Source organism: Microlunatus parietis, from assembly GCF_013407955.1.
Taxonomy (GTDB): Bacteria; Actinomycetota; Actinomycetes; order Propionibacteriales; family Propionibacteriaceae; genus Microlunatus; species Microlunatus parietis.
The window spans coordinates 2,958,072-2,977,129 of record NZ_JACCBU010000001.1 but is presented as its reverse complement, the minus strand read 5'-3'; the positions used below and the strand labels follow the sequence as shown (position 1 = coordinate 2,977,129).

Here is a 19,058-nt window from a genome sequence, read left to right as displayed (position 1 = left end):
CACCTGAGAGACCGGAGTCTCGCCGCTGCCCCCAGCTCCGGCGGTCGGCCGCGGGGGTAGGCTGACAGCAGTTCCGGGAATCGACGGCGCCTCGGTTTGGGGCGCCAGCCAGGCCGGCCCAGCAGTCAGGGCGGTGAGGAACTTCCATGATTGACGACAGCGACCGCAATGCCATCACGACCTCGCTCTCGGCACCGTCGACGCCGCGGCTGCGGTTGCGGCGCAGCGGAAATGCGACAGGTCTGCTGGACGGCGGCTGGTGGCCGCGCTCGGCGAATCCGGTGGCCGAACTGCCCGGCCTGATCCTCGCTCTTGATCATCTGCATGGTCCGGTGATTCGGATCGTGCTGCACCGCGGGGACTGGGCTCCCGAACCTCGCCGGCTCGGCGTCGAGGGCCGGGTCGTTCCGGTGACCTACTTCACCAGCCACCCCTCCGGGTCGCTGGCCGCCTTCACCGGCGCCGCCGACGTTCACCGCATCGACCTCCTGGTCGTTCCCGCCGAGATCATGTTCGATCGCGCCGACGCCGCGATGAGCCTCGCTGCCGAACGGGGAAACCACCTGCGCGCTCAACAGATCCTCGACCTGTGTGCCGGGTCGGCCGACTGACCGTCAGGAGCGCTGGTTCTGGCCGACCCAGTCCAGATAGTCGGGGGTCACGGTGCCGGTCACGTAGTCGCCGGTGAAACAGCACAGTTCGAGCTCGGTCACCGCGGAGTCTTCGAGGATGGCCGACTCGAGCCCGGCCAGGTCCTGGTAGACCAGGTGATCGGCGCCGAGGTGCTTGGCGATCTCGGCCGGCTCGCGGCCGTGCGCGATCAGTTCGCCGTGGGTCGGCATGTTGATCCCGTACACGTGCGGGAAGCGGACCGGCGGTGCGGCGGAGGCGAAGGACACCTTGTTGGCGCCGCACCGGCGGGCCATGTCGATGATCTCCCGCGAGGTCGTACCGCGGATCACCGAGTCCTCGATGATCAACACGTTCTTCCCGGCGAACTCCGAGCTCATCGCGTTGAGCTTCTGCCGGACGCTCTGCTTGCGCTGCGCCTGGCCGGGCATGATGAAGGTCCGGCCGATGTAGACGTTCTTGTAGAACCCTTCCCGGTAGTCGATCCCGAGCGTCCGCGCCGCCTGCATCGCGGCCGGGCGAGCTGTGTCCGGGACCGGCATCACCACGTCGACGTCGCCGAGCGGCAGCTGTTCCTTGATCGTCTGCGCCAGCCGTTCGCCCATCCGCAGCCGGGCCTCGTAGACCGAGATGCCGTTCATGATCGAATCCGGCCGGGCCAGGTAGATGTATTCGATCGAGCACGGCACCAGTCGCGGCGCGGTGGCACACTGGCGGGCGAAGAACTCGCCGTCGGCCGAGATGAAGACCGCCTCGCCGGGCGCGACGTCGCGGACCAGCTGATAGTCGGAGCCTGCCAGTGCCACCGACTCCGAGGCGACCATCCAGGAGTCCCGGCCGCCCTCGGTGCGCTTGCCGATCACCAGCGGCCGGATGCCGTACGGATCACGGAACGCGAGCAGCCCGTGCCCGGCGATCAGGCAGATCACCGCGTACGACCCCTCGACCCGCTCGTGCACTTGGGCGACGGCCCGGAAGATCTGGTCCGGATCGAGATCGAGGCCCTCGATCTGACCCTGCAGCTCGGTGGCCAGGACGTTCAGCAGCATCTCGGTGTCGCTGGTCGAGTTCATGTGCCGACGGTCAATGTGGAACAGGTCCTCGGCGAGTTCCCGGGTGTTGGTCAGGTTGCCGTTGTGCACCAGCGAGATCCCGTACGGCGCGTTCACGTAGAACGGCTGGACCTCCTGCTCGTTGGCCGCATCGCCCTTCGTCGCGTACCGGACGTGGCCGAGGCCGACGTTGCCGAGCAGCGACCGCATGTCCCTGGTCCGGAACGACTCCCGGACCAGGCCGCGCGCCTTGGACTGGTGGAACGTCGACCCGTCGGCGGTGGTGATGCCGGTCGAGTCCTGGCCCCGGTGCTGCAGCAGCAGGAGCGCGTCGTAGAGCCGCTGGTTGACCGGGCCGCCCGCGACCATTCCGACGATGCCGCACATGGAGCCAACGCTATCGCCCGCTCGTCAGCCCGCGAGCAGCGGCGGTACCAGGTAGATGATCTCGAACGCTTCGTAGATCGCGCCGACGACGAACAGCGCCAGCGCGGGCAGGCACAGCCTGCCGGCCTGCTGCAGTCCGCGGAGGTAGGCCTGGCGGCGGCTGTCCGCCTCGACCGTCGCCGGCCACAGCCAGGCCTTGCCGATCAGATAGGCGGCGAACATCACGAGGGCGTACGCCTGGAACTCGATGATCAGGGTCAACGAGTGCGGGATCAGCGTCTTCGCCACGACCTCGTTGATCGGGGCGAGGGTCACCCCGAAGTTGAAGGCACGGTAGGCGAACACCGCGATGCCCGAGAAGGGGATGATCATGGACGGCAGCAGGATCACCGGTAGTGCGACCGTCCCGACGTTGACGGCGAAGATCGTCAACGCGAACAGCCAGACGTTGGAGAGCAGGGAAGTCACCAGTGCGGTGGTGCCGTTGTCGTTCATGATCGTCTGCTGGGCTGTGTTGAGCTCGGGGAAGATCATCGCGGCGGCCATGCCGATCAGGCAGAGTCCGTACACGATGGCGTTCATCACCAGGTAGGCGCGCAGGTTGCCGCGGATGAGCTGGAGGGACGGGCGCAGGATTCGCATGGGCACCAGTCCAGACCCTGACCTCGGGGCAGGGTCAAGCTTGATGGGCTGGCTTGACTCTGCCCCAGGGGCAGAGTGTGGACTGGGCGGATGGCCTGGAGCACGCAACAGCTCGCCGATCTCGCCGGCACGACCGTGAAGGCGATCCGGTACTACCACCAGCTCGGCCTGCTGGACCTGCCGGAGCGGCGGTCGAACGGCTACAAGCAGTACGAGGTCGGGCACCTGGTCCGGCTGCTCCAGATCAGGCGGCTGAGCGAGCTCGGCGTACCGCTGGCGGACGTCGCGGCGATGGGCCGGGCCGACCAGGATCCGGACGAGGCGCTGCGGGTGCTGGACGCCGAACTGGAGGCGACCGTGAACCGGCTCAACCGGATCAGGGCGGAACTGGCCGTGATCATGAAGCACCGTGCACCGGCCTATGTCCCGCCCGAGTTCGCCCCGATCTCCCGGGAACTGTCCGACCGGCAGCGATCACTGCTGATGGTCTACTCGACCGTGCTCAGCGACGAGTCCAAGGAGAAGCTCCGCGACCTGGTCAGCCAGCCCGACGACGGCACCCAGGCCGACTTCGAAGCGCTGCCCGAGGATGCGGACGACGCCACCATCGAACGGCTGGCGACTCGCCTGCTGCCGATCGTGATCAAGTCCCGGGCCGGGAATCCGTGGGCGAAGGACCCGGTCGCGGACTCGCCCCACGGTGCGCGCCGAGCCGGTGACGCGATGGCGCAGGCCATGATCGACCTGTACCACCCGGCGCAGCTGCGGGTTCTGAAGCGACTGAACGAACTCTTGCAGGAACACGACGCCTGAGCCGCGGAAGCGGTGTGTCGAACCGATCCCTGAGCTTGTCGAAGGGCAGGACCGATCCGGCTCGGCACTTCGACAGGCTCAGTGCACGTTCGGCACCACCGGAATCTCGCTGGCGCCGTCCGCTAGGCCCTGGCATCGTGCCGTCATGACCGACGAAGCGGTGGTCCGGCCAGCGTCGGCCGGGGACCGGGCCGATTTCCGTACCGTCAGCGAGGGGTTCGATCCCGGCATGATCGACCTGCCGGAGCAGGTGTTCGATGATCGCTACGCCCGGCTCGTCGACCGCGAGGACTACTGCCTGCTGCTGGCCGGAACCGATGATCTTGCACTGGCAGGCGAGCCGGGAGGCGGTCGCCTTCTACGAGTCGCTGGGTCTGGAGGCCGATCGGGTCGGCGACTATCCGCGGTATCCGGGCTTCAGCCTCGACCTCCGCGGGGAGGCCTGATCGGAGTGATCATCCGATGAGACGCCGGCGCAGCGCGGCTGCCGGCGGATGATCACCTCGATACAGTCGTCGGGCTGACATCACCCGTCCCGGCGGACCGGGACAGCCGAGGAGCCGTTTCCATGATCGACGGGCAGACCGTCAACACGATCGTCACGAAGCTGTGGCCCGACTTCCTGGCCCAGCTTCCCGAGATCCTCGCGACGCAGGACCGGGCGACCGGGCGCTTCGGCACCGATCCGTTCATCGTCACCGACCAGAACGTCCTCTGGCCGCTCGCCGTCGCCTGGGCCACGCCGCCGACCGCCGAGCGGCCGAATCCGTACCACCATGATCAGGAGTTGCTGGCCGCGATCATCGCCGGCGGCGACGCCCTGATCGACGTCGCGGACGAGCAGGGGCGGTTCGAGTTCCGGAAGAAGGACAACTCGACCTGGGGCTCGATCTACATGCCGTGGACCTACTCACGCTGGATCCGGGCCTGGGGCCTGATCCGGGACGCGATGCCCGCGGATCGCCGTGCTGCTTGGGATTCCGCGCTGACCGTCGCGGTGGACGGGATCGTGGCCACGGCACTCACCGAGCCGATCCGCAACATCCCGGCGCACCATGCGATGGGGGTCTACGCGGCGGCGCGGGTGCTGGGCCGCGACGACTGGGCCGAGGCGGCGACCGACTATCTGCACCGGACCGTCGCCGAGCAGGACCCGGCCGGCTTCTGGTCCGAGCATCACGGTCCCGTGGTGGCGTACAACGTCGTCTACGTCGACGCCCTGGGCTGCTACTTCGGGATGTCCGGCGACCGGACCGTGCTGTCAGCGCTGGAGCGGGCCGCGGCGTTCCACGCCAACCTCACCTATCCCGACGGCACGTTGGTGGAGACCGTCGACGAGCGGAACTACTTCCGGCACAGCCAGGCCGCACCGAGCGTCGGCTTCCTCGCGTCGCCGGTCGGTCGCGGTTATCTGCGCTGGCTTCACGGAGTGCAGTGGTCGGCGGGCGGGCGGGTGGCGGCCGACACCGTCGCCTCGATGATCATGTACGGGCAGGACGGACCGGCCGAGGAGGTCGCGGCCGAACGGACCGAGCACCGGTTCGTGCTCGGCGACGACGACGCGCTGGTGGAACGTCGTGCTCCTTGGTTTGCCTGCGTTTCGGCCTATCACGGCCCGCAGGGTCCGAACCGGTGGATCCAGGACCGGCAGGCGCACCTGTCCGTGTATCACGACGCGGTCGGCTTGATCATCAGCGGCAGCAACACCCGGCTGCAGCCGGCGTGGTCGACCTTCACCGTCGGTGATCCGGCGCTGCTGGCGCATCGGGCGGGCGACGAGGATCCCGACTTCTCGGTACGGCCGGGGCTGGATCATCTGCCGGCCGCGGCGACGCTGCGACCGGACGAGCTGGGGCTCGACCTCGACTACGCGGGCGTCCCGGTCGGCGTCCGGCTCGAGCTCACCGAGGACTCGGCGACGGTGCGCTACCGGGTACGGGGAACGTCGGAGCGGCCGGTCGCCGCCAACGCCGGTCTGGTCGCGAAACCGGGGGAGCGATGGCAGGCCGGTGATCATGGCGGAACGCTCGACGAGACGCCGCTCCGGCTCACCGGAGCCGACTGCGACGGCTGGTTCGCGCACCGTGGCTGGCGGGTGATCATGCCCGCCGAGGCGGTGATCACCTGGCCCGTCCTGCCGCACAACCCGTACACCAAGGACGGCTCTGCCGGGCCGGACGAGGGCCGGATCGTGATCACACTGCCGCTGGCGACGCCGGGTGAGGCGCGGCTCGCGATCATGATCGACTGAGCGATTACGGCGGGTCGTTGCCGATCAGACCGTCCACGGCTTCGCGGACGATCGACGCGTGGCCGGTGTGCAGCAGGTTCTCCTCGAGGATGTCGGTCAGGGCCCGCCGCCGGTTCACCCGATAGCCGTCACCCCAATCGACGACGGTGTCGAGGCCCCCATCGTTGATCATGGTCGCCCAGGACTGCCGGGTGCGTGCGATCGTGTCGTACCAGAGGCCGTAGAGCCGGTCCGGTTGGCGACCGTGGGCGTCCCAATCCATGCCGCCCAAGGATTCCTCGTGGCTCCGGCCCTCGGCCTTGGCGGTCCAGTCCGCTTCGACCCTGGTCAGGTGGATGATCAGCCATGCCAGGGTCATCTTCGACGGCGGGTGCCGCTGCTGCAGCTGATCGACGGTCAGCCCGCCGGTCTTCCAGGCGAACTTCCGGTGCACCCGGTCGAGCGCGAACAGCATTACCTCTCCCTCGGTCCCGGTCGGGCAGTCGGCGAGCGGGATCCGGGTGTAGTCCATGATCATCCTGAGGTCGGCGGGCGGGATTGGAAATCAGGTTAGCTTCGTCCGGCACGGCTGGATACCCTGCGAGTTAGGTCGAGACAGGGAGAGACGATGCAGGCAGCCAACGTGGCACGGGCGGTGGCCGCGGCGCGCCGGATCGCCGCCGGAGCAGGGCTCGAGGTGGACGACGCGGTCGTGCTGCAGAACTCGAACAAGCTCGCGGTACGGCTGCTGCCGTGCGACACCCTGGCCAGGGTGGCTCCGGCGACCGAGCAGTGCGCCGAGTTCGAGGTCGAGCTTGCGCAGGCGCTCGTCCAGGCGGGATGCCCGGTGGCGGCCCTCGATCCGCGGGTCGAGCCGGTGGTTCACGAGCGGGACGGCTTCGTGATCACCCTGTGGACGTACCACGCGACGGTGATCACCGGGGAGCTCCCGCCCGATGTCTACGCGGATGCGTTGCACCGGCTGCATGCCGGCATGCGCACCGTGGCGGTCGCGACACCCCGGTTCACCGATCGGGTCGCTGAGGCCCGGTCGATCCTCAGCGACCGAGCCGGCAGCCCCGAGCTCGCCGATGCGGACCGGGAACTGCTCCTGGACACTCTGGACCGGTTGGGCCGGTCGATCGCCGAGCGCGGCGGTGATCAACTGCTGCACGGCGAACCGCATCCGGGCAACCTGCTGGCGACCGCGGCCGGACCGCTGTTCATCGATCTCGAGACCTGTTGCCGCGGTCCGGTGGAGTTCGATCTGGCCCATGCGCCCGAGGCCATCGGTGATCACTACCCCGGCATCGACCCGGACCTGCTGCACGACTGCCGGCTCCTCGTCCTGGCCATGATCACGAGCTGGCGCTGGGAGCCGAATGATCAACTTCCGGACGGCCGGCGGCTGGCGAACCTGTGGCTCGGTCAGCTCCGGGACGCACTGCCGCACCACTAGGCCAGCTGGTCGCGGCGGCGGGTCAGGTAGGCGGTCTCGGCCGTGTTGCCGGCGAGTTCGATCGCCTTGTCGTACGCCGCACGCGAGTCCTGGCTGCGGCCGAGCCGGCGGAGCAGATCGGCTCGCGCGGCGTGGAACGCGTGGTAGTTGATCAACGAGTCCGCCAGCTGGTCGACGATGGCGAGGGCGACCTCGGGTCCGTCGAGCTCGGCGACCGCGATCGCCCGGTTGAGCGCGACGATCGGAGACGGGTCGATCCGGGCGAACTGGTCGTAGAGGGCGACGATCTGGGACCAGTCGGTGTCCCGCATGTCCCGGACCGAGGTGTGCACGGCGTTGATCGCGGCAAGCAGTTGATAGCGGCCGGGCGCAACGCCGGTGGCGATCCGCTCCCGTACCAACTCGTGTCCTTCGGTGATCAACTCGGCGTCCCAGGACCCGCGGTCCTGCTCGTCCAGCGTGACCAGCTCGCCGGTCGTGGAGACCCGGGCGGCCCGCCGAGCCTCGGTGAGCAGCATCAGCGCCAGCAGCCCGGCCACCTCGCCGTCTCTGGGCAGCAGGGTGCGGATCAGCCGGGTCAGTCGGATCGCCTCGGTGGTCAGGTCGTGCCGGATCGGGTCGGCGTCCGGGCTGGTCGCCAGATAGCCCTCGTTGAAGACCAGGAACAGGACGGCGAGCACGCCCGAGACCCGGGTCGGCAGGTCCTCCGCGTCCGGCACCCGGTACGGGATCTTGGCCGCCCTGATCTTGTCCTTGGCGCGGGTGATCCGCCGGCCCATCGCCGATTCCTGGACCAGGAACGCGCGGGCGATCTCCGGTACGGTCAGCCCGCCGACCATCCGCAGGGTCAACGCGACCCGGGCCTCCATGGCGAGGGCAGGGTGGCAGCAGGTGAAGATCAATCGCAGCCGTTCGTCCTCGATCGCGCCGAGAGGCTCGGGTGGTTCGGTGTCGTACATCTGCTGAGCCTCCTTCTGCTTGTCGTCGCGTTTGCTCTCGCGCCGGATCCGGTCGATGGCCCGGCGATTGGCGGTGGTGGTCAGCCAGGCACCGGGATTCGGCGGTACGCCGTCGACGGGCCACCGCTCCACGGCGGTCGCGAAGGCCTCCGCGGCCGATTCCTCGGCGATATCAAGATCACCGAAACGCTTGGTCAGGGAAGCCACCACCCGAGCCCACTCCTCGCGGTGGGCCCGGGTGATCGCCTCCTCGGCGTCCAGCGCGCTCACAAGGTCTGGAACGGCCGGACTTCGACCACGCCGTTGCAGGCCTTCGATCCCTCGGCGGCGAGCCTCAGCGCGGTCTCCCGATCCGGGGCCTCGATGATCCAGAAGCCGGCCAGGTATTCCTTCGTCTCCAGGAACGGGCCGTCGGTGATCACCGGTGCCTCGCCGCGGGCGTCGACCACCGTCGCGGTGCTGGGCGCCGCGAGCCCGTCGACGAAGACGAACTGCCCCGCCGCCTCGAGCCGCTGGTTGAACTCGGCAGTGGCCGCCAGCTCCTCCGGCGTCGCCGTACCGGTCTCGTCGCCCATCACGGAAATCAAGAACTGCATCGTCTGATCAACTCCTCTGGTCGGGCGGGCCCATCGTAAGGCCGCTCACCAGTGCTACGAACGGACTCGACCGGATCCGACACTCCCGGCAGTGTTCTTTCACTGCGCGAGGATGCGGCTTGCCGACTCACGATGCCAGGCCCGGGAGACCGGGTTGATCGAGTCGGTCAGGTCGGCGACGACCAGGCCGGGCCGGTCGCCGGGCTCGCACCGGCCGACCCAGCGGCCGGACGCGGAGACGATCCCGGAGCCGGCCGTGGCCGGATCGCCGGTGACGGCGAGGCCGAGCCAGAGCAGTTGGCCACGGGCGTGGGCGATCGCCTGTTCGACCAGCCACTGCCCCTGCTTCGCCTCGCCCCGGCCGCCGGTGGCGAACAGGACCGCGTCCGCGCCCTGTGCCGCGTACCGCTCGAAAACCGAAGGAAACAAGGCCTCCAGGCCGGACGCCAACCCAAACCGGACGCCGTCGACGGTGATCATCATCGGCTGCTCGCCCGGCCGGTAGAGGAAGTCGGTCTTGGTCCGGGACATGACCCGCTCGCCGTAGTGCCCGACCGTCGCGCCGGCGTCGTCGATCACCAACAGTCCGGTGTACGGCCGCGTACCGCCCGAGGGCTGGGGCACGCCGAGCACTGCCCAGATCCCCAGGTCGGCAGCGGTTCCGGCGATCGCTTCGAGTTCTTCGCCGAGCGCGGCCCAGTTGAACCGGGACCAGTCCGCCTCGACCATCCGGTCGGGATCGCTGGACAGCCTTCGCTTCGCGGGAAAGCAGAGCGTGCCCTCCTGGAACAGGACCAGCCGGGCTCCTTGCTCCTTGGCTTGGGCCAGCAAGGTACGGACCTCGGCGCCGGCGGCGCGGAAACCGTCCGGATCGAGTGGATCCTCGCGGAAGGTGGTCTGGGCGACGCCGAATCGGAGCAGGATCTCGCCGGCCCCGGTGCGGTTGAGTGATGCAGTGGACATGGGCACTCCTTGATCAGATCGGAAGTGCCGGAGGGCAGCGGTGTAGGACTCACCGGTCCGGGCTGCGCGGGCTCGTACCCGCTGTTTGAAACGCCTGTTGGCTGTCATCCGGCCTCCACGCCTCGCACCGGTCTCCCCAGCCGGCCGAACGAAACGCACGGGTCATCTGACAGCGGCCCGAGACCGAGTCCCTTGGCCTCCGTGAGCGGTCCGTGCTGGGGTCGGAACCAGAGGAGGTGAGGCGCAGGCCACGCCTTTGCGCGACCTACCTTAGCCGCTCGTCGCGACAGTGCGGCGGAAATCCGGATGCCGGGCCGGTCGATTCGCGGAAGACTGAGCCGATCATGGTCGAGCCCGCAGAATCCCCGTCCCTGGTCCGTCGGCTGGCCGACCGGCTCGGGCTCACGGTGGAACGGCGCCTGGCCGGGGGCGAGTGGGGTGCCTATCTGGTCACCGGCGCCGACGGTGATCGCCTGGTGCTCAAGATCATGCCGCGACACGGGACGGGGATCTTCGAGCGCGTCCAGCTGGCTGTGCGGCTCACGGATCGGCTGCGCCGGAACGGCTATCCGATCCCGCGCCTTCGTGATCATGGTCGCTGGCAGGACGAGGTCTACACGGTGCAGGAGTTCGTCGACGGCGAGGTTTGTCCCCGACTCACGGCCGCACACGTACGACAGGTGTATGAGTTGTGGCGCCGCCATCGCGGGGCCGCGGCACCCCACGGCGCGGACTGGCCGGCCGAGTTCGCGGCGCAGCGGGCCACCGGGCGCAGACTCTGCGACCGCTTGGCCGGAACGCGGCAGGAGTCGCTGGCTCGGCGGATCACCGCGATCTTGGACACCGCTGAGACGGCGAACCTTCGCACGTCCGACCTGGAACACCACGACTTCCACTACCGCAACCTGATGGTCGACGGCTCCCGGCTGGTCGCGGTCTTCGACTGGGAGGGCGCCCGGCCGGGCGACTCTCGCCGGGATCTGCTCAGGATGGCTTCGACCGCGATCGGGATCGGGCGCCTCGAACCCGAGGCGCGCGACCTGCTCCGCGACCTGGTGCAGCAGGAGGTTCCGGCTGACGTCCGCACGGCGCTCGGTGCGAGCTTGGCGCTCGGCGATCTCGGCTTCGGCACGTATGCGGGTGCGGAGCCGCCGGAGTGGATCCTCCGCTCCTGTGCGTACCTCCTGGACGATCTGGTGCCTTGATCAACTCGGGGCGGGCGGCTGGTTGAACATCCAGCGCTGCCCTTCGGGATCGGCGGCGCGATAGAGCTTGCCGGGCACACCCTCCTCGATGCCGGAGAGCATGGTCGCGCCAGCCGCCTCGGCCCGCTTGAAGTGGGCCTCGACATCCTCGACGACGACGTAGACCCCGTTGACGACGTACGGGTTGTCCAGCCATTGCCGGGCCGCGGCGCAGGTCTCGGCGTGGTGCCGCGGTCCCTGGTAGCCGCGGTCGAAGTCGACGAGCATGATCTTGCCGTTGCCGTACGAGAGCTCGGCATGCCCGATCCGCCCGTCGTCACCGACCAGGCGCATGGTCTCGGTGAAGCCGAAGGCCTCGGTCAGGAACGCGATCGCGGCGCCGGCATTTTCGTACGCCAGCATCGGGGAGAACGTCGGGACTTGCGTCGTTGCTGTCTCGGTCATGGCGACCATGCTGCCAATCATTCACGTTATGTGCAACTATTGTCCGCGTGGAGACAGATCAGGATGATGTGGACGCGGTGCTGGCCGCGCTCGCCGACCCGACTCGGCGCCGGATCGTGGACCTGTTGGGCAGCCGGGCGCACCGCCCGGGCGAGCTCGCCGACCTGCTCGGGGTGTCCGCCCCGATCATCAGCCGGCACCTGCGCACGCTGTTGCAGGCAGGGCTGGTCGGGGACGAGCGGGTGCCGGACGATGCCCGGATCCGGCTGTTCCGCCTGCGTACGCGCGGCATGGCACCGCTGATCGCCTGGCTCGCCCGGCTGCCGGCCGACTGGGATGATCAACTGGCCGGGTTCAAGGCGTACGCGGAGGTACGGGTGCCGGCGGCGCGGGCAGAGCAGAGGGCGGGGCGGTGACCAGGACGTCGGCCGAGTCGAGCGTGGAGCTCGCGACCGATCCCGAGACGGCGTTCCGGATCTTCACCGAGGAGATCAACCTGTGGTGGGTCCGCGGCCCGATCAACGCCTACGACGCCTCCCGGCTGGCCGAACTGCGGCTGGAACCGGGAGTCGGCGGGCGGATGCTCGAGATCTACGACGAAGCCTCCGGTGATCAACTGGAGACCGCGCGGATCACGGCATGGCAGCCGGGCGCCCTGCTGGTGATGCGGGACAGCCTGCAGGACACCGAGACCGAGGTCCGCTTCGAACCGTCCGGCGACGGCACCCGGGTCAGCGTGTCGCAACGGCTGGTGCCCGGTGGCGACCCGACCGGGCTCGGCTTCGGGTGGGTCGCGATGCTGCCGACCTTCCTCGCCTGGACCCGGCGCCGGGACTCCGCGCCGCGGACACCGCGGGAGGTCGGCCGGCTCGGAATCGCCTTGTACTACAGTGATCCCGCCGCCGCGGCGCGCTGGCTCCGGGGTGTGTTCGGGCTCGGTTCCTGGGATGTCGATCAAGCACCGGAGGGCGACGGCTCGGGCTGGATCGAGTTGCACATCGGCGACTCGTTGTTGATCTTGTTTCCGCTGCGCGGTGAGCGCCCGGCCGAGGGTCCGGTGACGCATGAGGTCTGGGTGCACGTCGACGACCTGGAGGCTCACTTCGCGCGCGCCCGGGAGGCCGGCGCGGTGATCATCTCCGGGATCGCCCTGCACGGCAGCCGAAGCTATGTCGCCGAGGACCTGGAGGGTCACCGCTGGACCTTCGTCCAGGCCCGGCCGACCATGCGACGATGATCAAGGTCGCCAGGCGGTCAGTGACTCGGTGTCCTGCGCGGCTCGCCAGGCCTGGAACTCGTCGAAGGTTCGCACGCCGCCGCTCAGCACGGCCCGGTAGACGTGGATGGAGCCGCAGCGCAACTCAGGCCGGTCGGCCAGCGCCTGCTTGATCGTCAGGATCGCGCGCCGCGACTCGGCGGTGAGCGCGGCCCGCATCGGCTCGACCAGCCAGGAGGACAGCGGACCGGGATGATCCTCGCGGAGCGCCCACATGTCGATCTTCCACTCCTCACCCTGATGCCGGAATCCGAGCTTGAAGTAGAGACCCGGGTCGGGGCCGTCGAGGTGATTCGAGAAGGCGGCCCGGGTGGTCCCGGGATGAGCGGCGCAGGCCGCCAGCACGGCGAAGCCGGCCTCGACCGAGGGGTCGCCGTCGCAGAAGATCTCAAGATCGAGATCGGGTGCCACCATCAGCCCGTACGACGTCGCACCGACCAGCACCGGCCGGCCGACCGCCGACCACCGGCCGATCAGGTCGAGTTCGCCGAGGATCGCCTCGGCCGCGCGTTGCCGCTGCTCGGCGGCGACGATGACATCCACGCATCCCCCTGATGATCAAGCTGCGGCGAGCAGCGTCCGGGCAGCCCGGACATAGTCGGTGAGTGGGCCTGGCTCCCGGCTGTCCATCAGCCAGGAGCACAGCAGGGCCGTCTGCGCAGCGAGCCAGCGCACCGGTCGGTCCCGCGGGAAGCCCGAGGGTATCGGCGAGCCGATGGGCCTGGCCGACCGGGTCCGGCTCGGCCTCGATGCGGTTGACAAACCACGCCGCCAGCTCGTGCGCGGGATCACCGTGACAGGGCCGGGGATCGATCGCCAGCCAACCGCGTTCGCCCCGGATCACGTTGCGTTGATTGAGATCCCCGTGCAGCAGCCGGTCGTCCTCGGTCACGACCGCAAGCTCGGCGTAGAGCGCGGCGCCGTCCCGGAGCAGCTGATCGCCGAGCCGGTCGGCCCGTTCCCGAAGCCTCGCGGCACGGTCCGCCGCCAGGTCCGTCAGCCGGGGAACAGGGATCGCCGGGTCCGGGTCGGAGCGCCACAACCGGGGCAGCACCTCGGCCGCCGCGGCCAGGGCCTCCTCGGGCCGATGCTCGGCCGCCGTGGTGCCCGGTTCGCACCGCTCGATCAGGGACGCCCGCTCGTCCGGGTCGACCTCGTGGACCCGGACCGCACCGTGTCCGTCGTAGTGGCGGAGCACCGCGAACGCGGCGGAGAAGTCCGGATCCGGCAGCGCGATCTTGATCACGACCTGTTCGCCGTCGGCGCGCTCGGCCGGAGCCGCCCAGCTGGCGTCGCCACCCGGCCGGTAGGTGGGACCGATCGTCAGCCGCCATCTCCTCGCGTACTCGGCGACCAGCCCGGGCAGCCGCTCGATCCACTCCTCGGCGCCCGGATGGTAGGTGACGAGCCGTCGATGTTGATCATCGTCGAGGAGGTCCACGAGCCGAGTGTTGCGACTTCCGGTCGCCCGAGGCAACAGATTTGATCTTGCCCGCCCCTTCTCCCACGTTATAGCGGGAACGGGGGCTTGCGGCAAGGCCCCGGTCATGATCGAGGATGTGCGGGCCGAGCCCTTCCGGGAGGAGTTGCCGATGACCTGGGTTGCCCCCGAAGCGGATCGTGGCGATCCGCACGAGCTGCTGATCGCCGACGAACGGACCATGATCGACACCCGCCTGGAGCTGCACCGCAGTACGTTCCTGCAGAGGTGCGCCGGGCTGACCGGCGATCAGCTGGCCGTCCGCGCGGCGCCGCCGTCCGACCTCTCGCTACTCGGGCTCTTGCGGCACCTGACGCAGGTGGAGCGGACCTGGTTCACCCGGTCGATGGCGGGCGCGGAGGACCGGGCCCGGGTCTATCCGACCGGTGGCGCGGATCTCCGTGATCTCGATCCGGGCCGGGCGGCCGAGGACTACGCGCGGTTTCTCGACGAGGTCGCCGCGAGCCGGGAGATCGCGGCCCGGTTCGAGCTCGACGACGTGTTCCACGCCCCGGTGCTCGGCCGGCCGGCGTCGGTGCGCTGGCAGCTGCTGCACATGGTCGAGGAGTACGCCCGGCACAACGGGCATGCGGATCTGCTGCGCCAGGCGGTCGACGGCCGGACCGGCTGGTAGCTGAGTGACCGAAATCCAGCGGACTTCGCACTGATCGGCCCGGTTCAGGCTCGAACAGGCGAAGCGTGCTGGATTTCGGTCAGCCGCGGTCCAGCCAGCGGGTGAGTGCTTCAAGATCGAGTTCGTGGCCGAGGTTCGGCGAGATGATCAAGGTCGGTTCCGGGGCGCCGGCCGCGGCATAGATCGCCCGGAGCTCGTCGAATGCCGGCAGGGCGGAGTCGTTGAGTGCGGCCGACAGGTTCGTCGGGCCCGGCACATCGAGCGCGCCGTAGTGAACCGCGAGCGGCACCGGCGCGTTCAGGCCCGCGATGTCGGACCGGTCGAGCCAGCGCAGGACCCCGGGCAGGCAATGCGCCGGCGCGTTGCCCGCCGTCCGGAAGACCTCGGTGAAGCTACCCAGGGTGCCGCTGGCGAAGATCGACCGGACTCGGTTCGAGAACACCGGGTAGGTGCAGGCAAGATCGCCGCCCCAGGAGATCCCGACGACGTCCAACTCAGTCACCCCGTACGCCTCGGCCAGCCAGCTCTCCCAACGCATCAGGTCTGCCACGGTGTCGCCGAGCATCGAACGGCCGTGGAGGAAGGCATCGGTCTGCACGGTGTACGCCATCGGAGTGCCCCACCGCCAATACCGCAGGGTGGTCCCCGGCTCGTCGGCCGCGAGGTCGTAGAGGGCCCCGAAGCCGCGCAGCTCCGGCACGAAGACGGTGTGCCCGGCCAGTGCCAGCCGGTGGGCGAACCGGTGGTGATAGTCCTCCGCGACCCCGTCCACGCCGAGCAGGGACTCGACCTCGCCGTGTCCATGCAGCGCCAGCACGATCCGGCCCGACGGATCCAGCCGGTCCTCCGGGGTCAGCAGATAACCCGGCAGGCTCAGCCCCGGCTCGGGCTCGAGGCGCAGGACATCGGTCCGGATCCCGTCCCGCCGGACGGTGCGGACCAGCGCGCCGTCACGGTGTTCGACCCGATCGGGCAGCGCCAGCAGCTCGGTCAGCCGTTCCCGGGCGGCCGGAACCCAGTCGGAGTGGGGGAGCCCGGCCTCGGCGAACCCGAGCCGTCGCTCCGGGAGCCGGCGCAACCGGAGCCCGAGCTCGGCGGTCGTGAGCAGTTCGTCGGCGCGCATCCTTCGTCAGCCCATCAGCGCCTGGCCGATCTGGCGGGTGGTCAGAGCTCGGATGTGTGGCTGGGTGTCGGCATAGGCGGCATGGGCGATCACGCCGCCGGCGATGGCATCGCCGCGGGCCCGGATCCAGGCCGCGTCGTCCAGGCCGACCGCCTCGCGGAACCGCAGTCGGACCGAGGGCGTGAAGAGCGAGTAGGCGACGCCGAGATCGGCGGCCGGATCGCCGTACCCGAAGCTGCCGAAGTCCAGCACGGTGCTGATCCGGCCGTCCCGGGCGAGCAGGTTGCCGCTGTGGAAGTCGCCGTGCACCCAGCTCTGCGGACCCGGTTCGGCGGCCACGGCCTCCTCCCACACGGCGAGCAGGGCGTCCTGGTCGAAGTCCGCGCCCACCTTTGCGATGGCGTTCCGCGTCTCGGCGTCCCTACCGCTGATCGGTCCCCGGACGATCCGGTCCCGCCACGCGTCAGGGACCTCCAGCTCGATCCCGCGCAGGGCGACCAGGAAATCGGCGAGCTGGAGGGCGACGTCCACGGAGTCGGCGAACTCGGCGGCCGTTGCCACTGCGCCGTCCTGCCAGCGGCAGACCAGCCAGGACCACGGGTAGCCGAGACCAGGCCGGCCGACCGCCACCGGCTCCGGGATCTGCAGCGGCAGCCGCGCTGCCAGCAACGGCAGCCAGTGCGCGACCTTGGCGGCGTCGTTGATCGCGCCGGAGTGGCGCGGCACCCGGACCGACAGGTCGGCGCCGAGCCGGTAGATCGCGTGGTCGGAGCCGCCGGGCAGCACCCGGTCGAGCGTGAGCCCGGCCCAGTCCGGGAACTGGTCGTCGACCAACTGCCGGACCAGCGCGTCGTCGAACTGCGGTCGGTGCACACCCATGGTCCGGATCAGACCAGACCGCGTCCCGCCCGGTCCAGTGGATATCCGCCGTCAGGGGTGCGACGTGATCAACACGAGCGAGCCCTCGAAGTGGGGCTGGGTCCGAAGCGACCCGTGCGCCGCGTCCCAGCTGCCGTCGTCGAGCGCCGCGCGGAGCCGTTCGACCGAGGCCTCGGCGACCTCGGGATCGACGAAGCTCCAGGCCGAGTTGGCCCGCCGCGCGCCGGGATCGAGCAGCATCTCCGGCCGCCCGAAGTAGGCCTCGCCGAACCCGTCCACGCAGTTCAGCGGGATCGGCACCGGGACCACGGCGGTCGTCCCGCCCAGCGCGGCAGCGATCCGCTCCGGCGTGGGGTAGCGCCGGGCCTCGGCGGCGATCACCTCGGGCGCGTAGTCGACCAGCCAGAACCGGTCCAGTAACGCAGGATCGCAGGTCATGATCACCACCGGTCCGCGGGTCACCCGGCGCGCCTCGGCCAGGCCGCGTTCAAGATCACTCCACTGGTGCACCGAGAACGTGCTGATCGCGGCGTCGAAACTGTCGTCGTCGAACGGCAGGTTCTCCGCGGTCGCGTCGACCGCCTCGGCGAGCCAGTCCGGCCGCTGGGCACGCATCGAGGCCGACGGCTCGACGGCGGTCACGATCCGGTCGCGCGGTTCGTAGGAACCGGCGCCGGCGCCGATGTTGATCAAGGTCCGAGTGTCGCCGAGCTGGGCGGCGATGGCCGCCTCGAGTTCGGGTTCGGGTTGGCGGTAGTTGCGGTAGCCGGTGCCGATCGTCCCGTAGTCGGCGTCACCGGCGGATCCGTCTGTCATCCGGGTGCTCACATGCAGCGAGCCTAAGCACGGAACGGGGTTCGTGTCTCGGTCCAGAACGCCGGTGGTCTCCTGCCCGGTCCAGCGGCTTCGCTGGTCCTCCTCCGGTCGGTGCTGCCCTGCCACACTGGCTTGCATGGAAACACTTTCCGGGGATTCCGCGTTGCTGCTACCGGAGTTCGACAGCCCGCCGGCCGATCCGCTGGCGTTGGCCGCCGAGTGGCTGGCCGCCGCCGAGGCTTCCGGGGTACGGGAACCACGCGCCGCCACCCTGGCCACCGCGACGGCGACCGGCCGGGTCTCGGCGCGGACGTTGTTGATCAAGGACATCGGTCCGAGCGGAGTGATCATGGGCTTCTCCGAGATCAGCCGCAAGGGCCGCGAGCTCGCCGAGAACCCGCGCGCGGTGATCAACATGTATTGGCGCGAGCGGCTCCAGCAGCTCACCATCGCCGGCACGCTGAGCCCGGCCGAGGAAGCCGAGTCCGACCGGCTGTTCGCCGGCCGGGTCCGCGGCGCCCAGGCCGTGGCCGCGACGGCGCACCAGTCCGGCGTGTTGACCGATGTCGCCGAGTTGCGCGAGACCGTGGACCGCCTCGCCGCGTCGTCCGAGCCGATTGCCCGCCCGGCCACCTGGCACGCCTGGCTCCTCGTACCGGATGAGTTGGAGTTCTGGCACGGGAGCCCGGACCGATTCCACCGCCGGCTCCGCTATTCCCGCGACGGCGACGGCTTCCGGTCCGAGCGGCTGCAGCCGTAGCCCGAGCCCGAATCCTGATCTCTCGCTCGGCATGTCCGGTCCGCCTGACCTGCTCCGACCAAGGGGTGACTGTGGCGCGACGGGCGCCACCGGGTGGAAGGTGAGGATCATGGGAATCGTCTTCTCCAGCTTCACGATGTCGCTGGACGGCTTCGTCGCCTACCCCGACGACTCGGTCGGCGAGCTGTTCGAGTGGTTCAACAACGGCGACGTCGAGGTGCGCCCGGCCGGCTATCCGATCACGTTCAGGATGTCGGCTGCCAGCGCGGAATACTGGCACCAGAACGAGACCGAGGGCGTGTTCGTCTGCGGGCGCGGGATCTTCGATCACGCGAACGGCTGGGGCGGTAGGCCGCCGAACGACTCGCCGACGTTCGTGATCACGCACCGGCCGCCGCCCGCCGACTGGCCGCCGGTCCCGGATGCTCCGTTCACGTTCGTGGACAGCGTCGAGCGTGCGCTGGACCAGGCCCGTGAGGTCGCCGCCGGACGCGACATCAACGTCGCCGGGCCGCGCATCGCCCAGCAGTGCATCAACCTCGGCGTGCTGGACGAGATCCGGGTTGACCTGGTGCCGATCCTGATGCGGAGCGGGGTGCGCTACTTCGACAAGATCGAGAACGAGCACACGCACCTGGAGCTGCTGCAGCTGGTCGAGGGCAACCGGGTCACCCACCTGCGCTGCGGGGTGACCTACTCCTGACCCGAGC

23 protein-coding genes are annotated in these 19,058 nt (G+C 69.7%); 11 read left to right on the top strand and 12 right to left on the bottom strand.

The features are described from left to right. Positions 1-146 precede the first annotated feature (146 nt). On the top strand, positions 147-611 hold the full coding sequence (locus tag BKA15_RS14305) for a DUF5994 family protein (RefSeq protein ID WP_179751808.1): 465 nt from the start codon (positions 147-149) through the stop codon (positions 609-611). Between the two features lie 3 nt (positions 612-614). Here BKA15_RS14305 and purF read toward each other — a convergent pair whose 3' ends face one another. Continuing rightward, positions 615-2,069 (bottom strand): amidophosphoribosyltransferase, encoded by a 1,455-nt coding sequence (gene purF / locus BKA15_RS14300; RefSeq protein ID WP_179751806.1) that lies wholly within the window; start codon positions 2,067-2,069, stop codon positions 615-617. 24 nt (positions 2,070-2,093) lie between these two features. Next, positions 2,094-2,717: a stage II sporulation protein M gene (locus tag BKA15_RS14295; RefSeq protein WP_218871309.1), complete on the bottom strand. Its 624-nt coding sequence runs from the start codon at positions 2,715-2,717 to the stop codon at positions 2,094-2,096. 84 nt (positions 2,718-2,801) lie between these two features. Between BKA15_RS14295 and BKA15_RS14290 the strand changes: the two genes are divergently transcribed. The 3 genes from BKA15_RS14290 to BKA15_RS14280 all read left to right on the top strand — a co-directional run bounded on the left by BKA15_RS14290 (position 2,802) and on the right by BKA15_RS14280 (position 5,775). Further along, positions 2,802-3,524: a helix-turn-helix domain-containing protein gene (locus BKA15_RS14290; protein WP_179751805.1), complete on the top strand. Its 723-nt coding sequence runs from the start codon at positions 2,802-2,804 to the stop codon at positions 3,522-3,524. Between the two features lie 257 nt (positions 3,525-3,781). Continuing rightward, a complete protein-coding gene (locus BKA15_RS14285) occupies positions 3,782-3,970 on the top strand; it encodes a hypothetical protein (protein WP_179751803.1) in 189 nt (62 codons plus the stop codon). 122 nt (positions 3,971-4,092) lie between these two features. Further along, positions 4,093-5,775: a hypothetical protein gene (locus BKA15_RS14280; RefSeq protein WP_179751801.1), complete on the top strand. Its 1,683-nt coding sequence runs from the start codon at positions 4,093-4,095 to the stop codon at positions 5,773-5,775. Positions 5,776-5,779: 4 nt separating this feature from the next. Here the strand turns inward: BKA15_RS14280 and BKA15_RS14275 are convergent, their stop codons facing one another. Continuing rightward, positions 5,780-6,292, bottom strand: a complete 513-nt coding sequence (locus BKA15_RS14275) for a mycothiol transferase (RefSeq protein ID WP_179751799.1) — start codon at positions 6,290-6,292, stop codon at positions 5,780-5,782. Positions 6,293-6,382: 90 nt separating this feature from the next. Between BKA15_RS14275 and BKA15_RS14270 the strand changes: the two genes are divergently transcribed. Next, positions 6,383-7,213 (top strand): phosphotransferase, encoded by an 831-nt coding sequence (locus BKA15_RS14270; protein WP_179751797.1) that lies wholly within the window; start codon positions 6,383-6,385, stop codon positions 7,211-7,213. On the opposite strand, the gene BKA15_RS14265 is transcribed toward BKA15_RS14270, so the two are convergent. The 3 genes from BKA15_RS14265 to BKA15_RS14255 form a co-directional block, all read right to left on the bottom strand. Continuing rightward, on the bottom strand, positions 7,210-8,442 hold the full coding sequence (locus tag BKA15_RS14265; protein WP_179751795.1) for an RNA polymerase sigma factor: 1,233 nt from the start codon (positions 8,440-8,442) through the stop codon (positions 7,210-7,212). The genes BKA15_RS14270 and BKA15_RS14265 overlap by 4 nt on opposite strands. Continuing rightward, positions 8,439-8,768, bottom strand: coding sequence for a YciI family protein (locus tag BKA15_RS14260; RefSeq protein ID WP_179751793.1), 330 nt, complete (start codon positions 8,766-8,768; stop codon positions 8,439-8,441). The genes BKA15_RS14265 and BKA15_RS14260 overlap by 4 nt, the downstream gene beginning before the upstream one ends. Positions 8,769-8,867: 99 nt before the next feature. Then, entirely contained in the window at positions 8,868-9,731 is an 864-nt protein-coding gene (locus BKA15_RS14255; protein ID WP_179751791.1) for a carbon-nitrogen hydrolase family protein, read from the bottom strand. A gap of 344 nt (positions 9,732-10,075) precedes the next feature. Here BKA15_RS14255 and BKA15_RS14250 point away from each other — a divergent pair, with 344 nt between their 5' ends. Beyond that, positions 10,076-10,936: a phosphotransferase gene (locus BKA15_RS14250; RefSeq protein ID WP_179751789.1), complete on the top strand. Its 861-nt coding sequence runs from the start codon at positions 10,076-10,078 to the stop codon at positions 10,934-10,936. On the opposite strand, the gene BKA15_RS14245 is transcribed toward BKA15_RS14250, so the two are convergent. Beyond that, complete coding sequence (locus BKA15_RS14245) at positions 10,937-11,380, bottom strand: VOC family protein (protein WP_179751787.1); 444 nt, start codon at positions 11,378-11,380, stop codon at positions 10,937-10,939. It lies immediately after the preceding gene. A gap of 47 nt (positions 11,381-11,427) precedes the next feature. Between BKA15_RS14245 and BKA15_RS14240 the strand changes: the two genes are divergently transcribed. Then, the gene (locus BKA15_RS14240; protein WP_179751785.1) at positions 11,428-11,796 is read left to right on the top strand and encodes an ArsR/SmtB family transcription factor; all 369 of its coding nucleotides are present in this window, start codon (positions 11,428-11,430) and stop codon (positions 11,794-11,796) included. Then, positions 11,793-12,617: a VOC family protein gene (locus BKA15_RS36865; protein WP_179751784.1), complete on the top strand. Its 825-nt coding sequence runs from the start codon at positions 11,793-11,795 to the stop codon at positions 12,615-12,617. Before BKA15_RS14240 ends, BKA15_RS36865 begins: the two co-directional genes overlap by 4 nt. Here the strand turns inward: BKA15_RS36865 and BKA15_RS14230 are convergent, their stop codons facing one another. After that, entirely contained in the window at positions 12,618-13,070 is a 453-nt protein-coding gene (locus BKA15_RS14230) for a hypothetical protein (RefSeq protein WP_179751782.1), read from the bottom strand. It abuts the gene before it with no gap. Beyond that, positions 13,045-14,097, bottom strand: coding sequence for an aminoglycoside phosphotransferase family protein (locus BKA15_RS14225; protein ID WP_179751780.1), 1,053 nt, complete (start codon positions 14,095-14,097; stop codon positions 13,045-13,047). Before BKA15_RS14225 ends, BKA15_RS14230 begins: the two co-directional genes overlap by 26 nt. A 106-nt stretch (positions 14,098-14,203) precedes the next feature. On the opposite strand from BKA15_RS14225, the gene BKA15_RS14220 reads away from it, so the two are divergent. Then, complete coding sequence (locus BKA15_RS14220) at positions 14,204-14,770, top strand: mycothiol transferase (RefSeq protein WP_246322342.1); 567 nt, start codon at positions 14,204-14,206, stop codon at positions 14,768-14,770. 79 nt (positions 14,771-14,849) lie between these two features. Here BKA15_RS14220 and BKA15_RS14215 read toward each other — a convergent pair whose 3' ends face one another. Genes BKA15_RS14215 through BKA15_RS14205 form a run of 3 tightly spaced genes read right to left on the bottom strand, consistent with a single transcriptional unit; the run spans position 14,850 to position 17,588 of the window. Further along, entirely contained in the window at positions 14,850-15,893 is a 1,044-nt protein-coding gene (locus BKA15_RS14215) for an alpha/beta fold hydrolase (RefSeq protein ID WP_179751778.1), read from the bottom strand. A gap of 6 nt (positions 15,894-15,899) precedes the next feature. Next, complete coding sequence (locus BKA15_RS14210; protein WP_179751775.1) at positions 15,900-16,772, bottom strand: aminoglycoside phosphotransferase family protein; 873 nt, start codon at positions 16,770-16,772, stop codon at positions 15,900-15,902. 51 nt (positions 16,773-16,823) lie between these two features. After that, positions 16,824-17,588: a class I SAM-dependent methyltransferase gene (locus tag BKA15_RS14205; RefSeq protein ID WP_179751774.1), complete on the bottom strand. Its 765-nt coding sequence runs from the start codon at positions 17,586-17,588 to the stop codon at positions 16,824-16,826. A 136-nt stretch (positions 17,589-17,724) separates the two neighbouring features. On the opposite strand from BKA15_RS14205, the gene BKA15_RS14200 reads away from it, so the two are divergent. Then, complete coding sequence (locus tag BKA15_RS14200) at positions 17,725-18,348, top strand: pyridoxal 5'-phosphate synthase (RefSeq protein WP_179751772.1); 624 nt, start codon at positions 17,725-17,727, stop codon at positions 18,346-18,348. Positions 18,349-18,457: 109 nt separating this feature from the next. Further along, positions 18,458-19,051: a dihydrofolate reductase family protein gene (locus BKA15_RS14195; protein WP_179751770.1), complete on the top strand. Its 594-nt coding sequence runs from the start codon at positions 18,458-18,460 to the stop codon at positions 19,049-19,051. Positions 19,052-19,058: the final 7 nt, after the last annotated feature.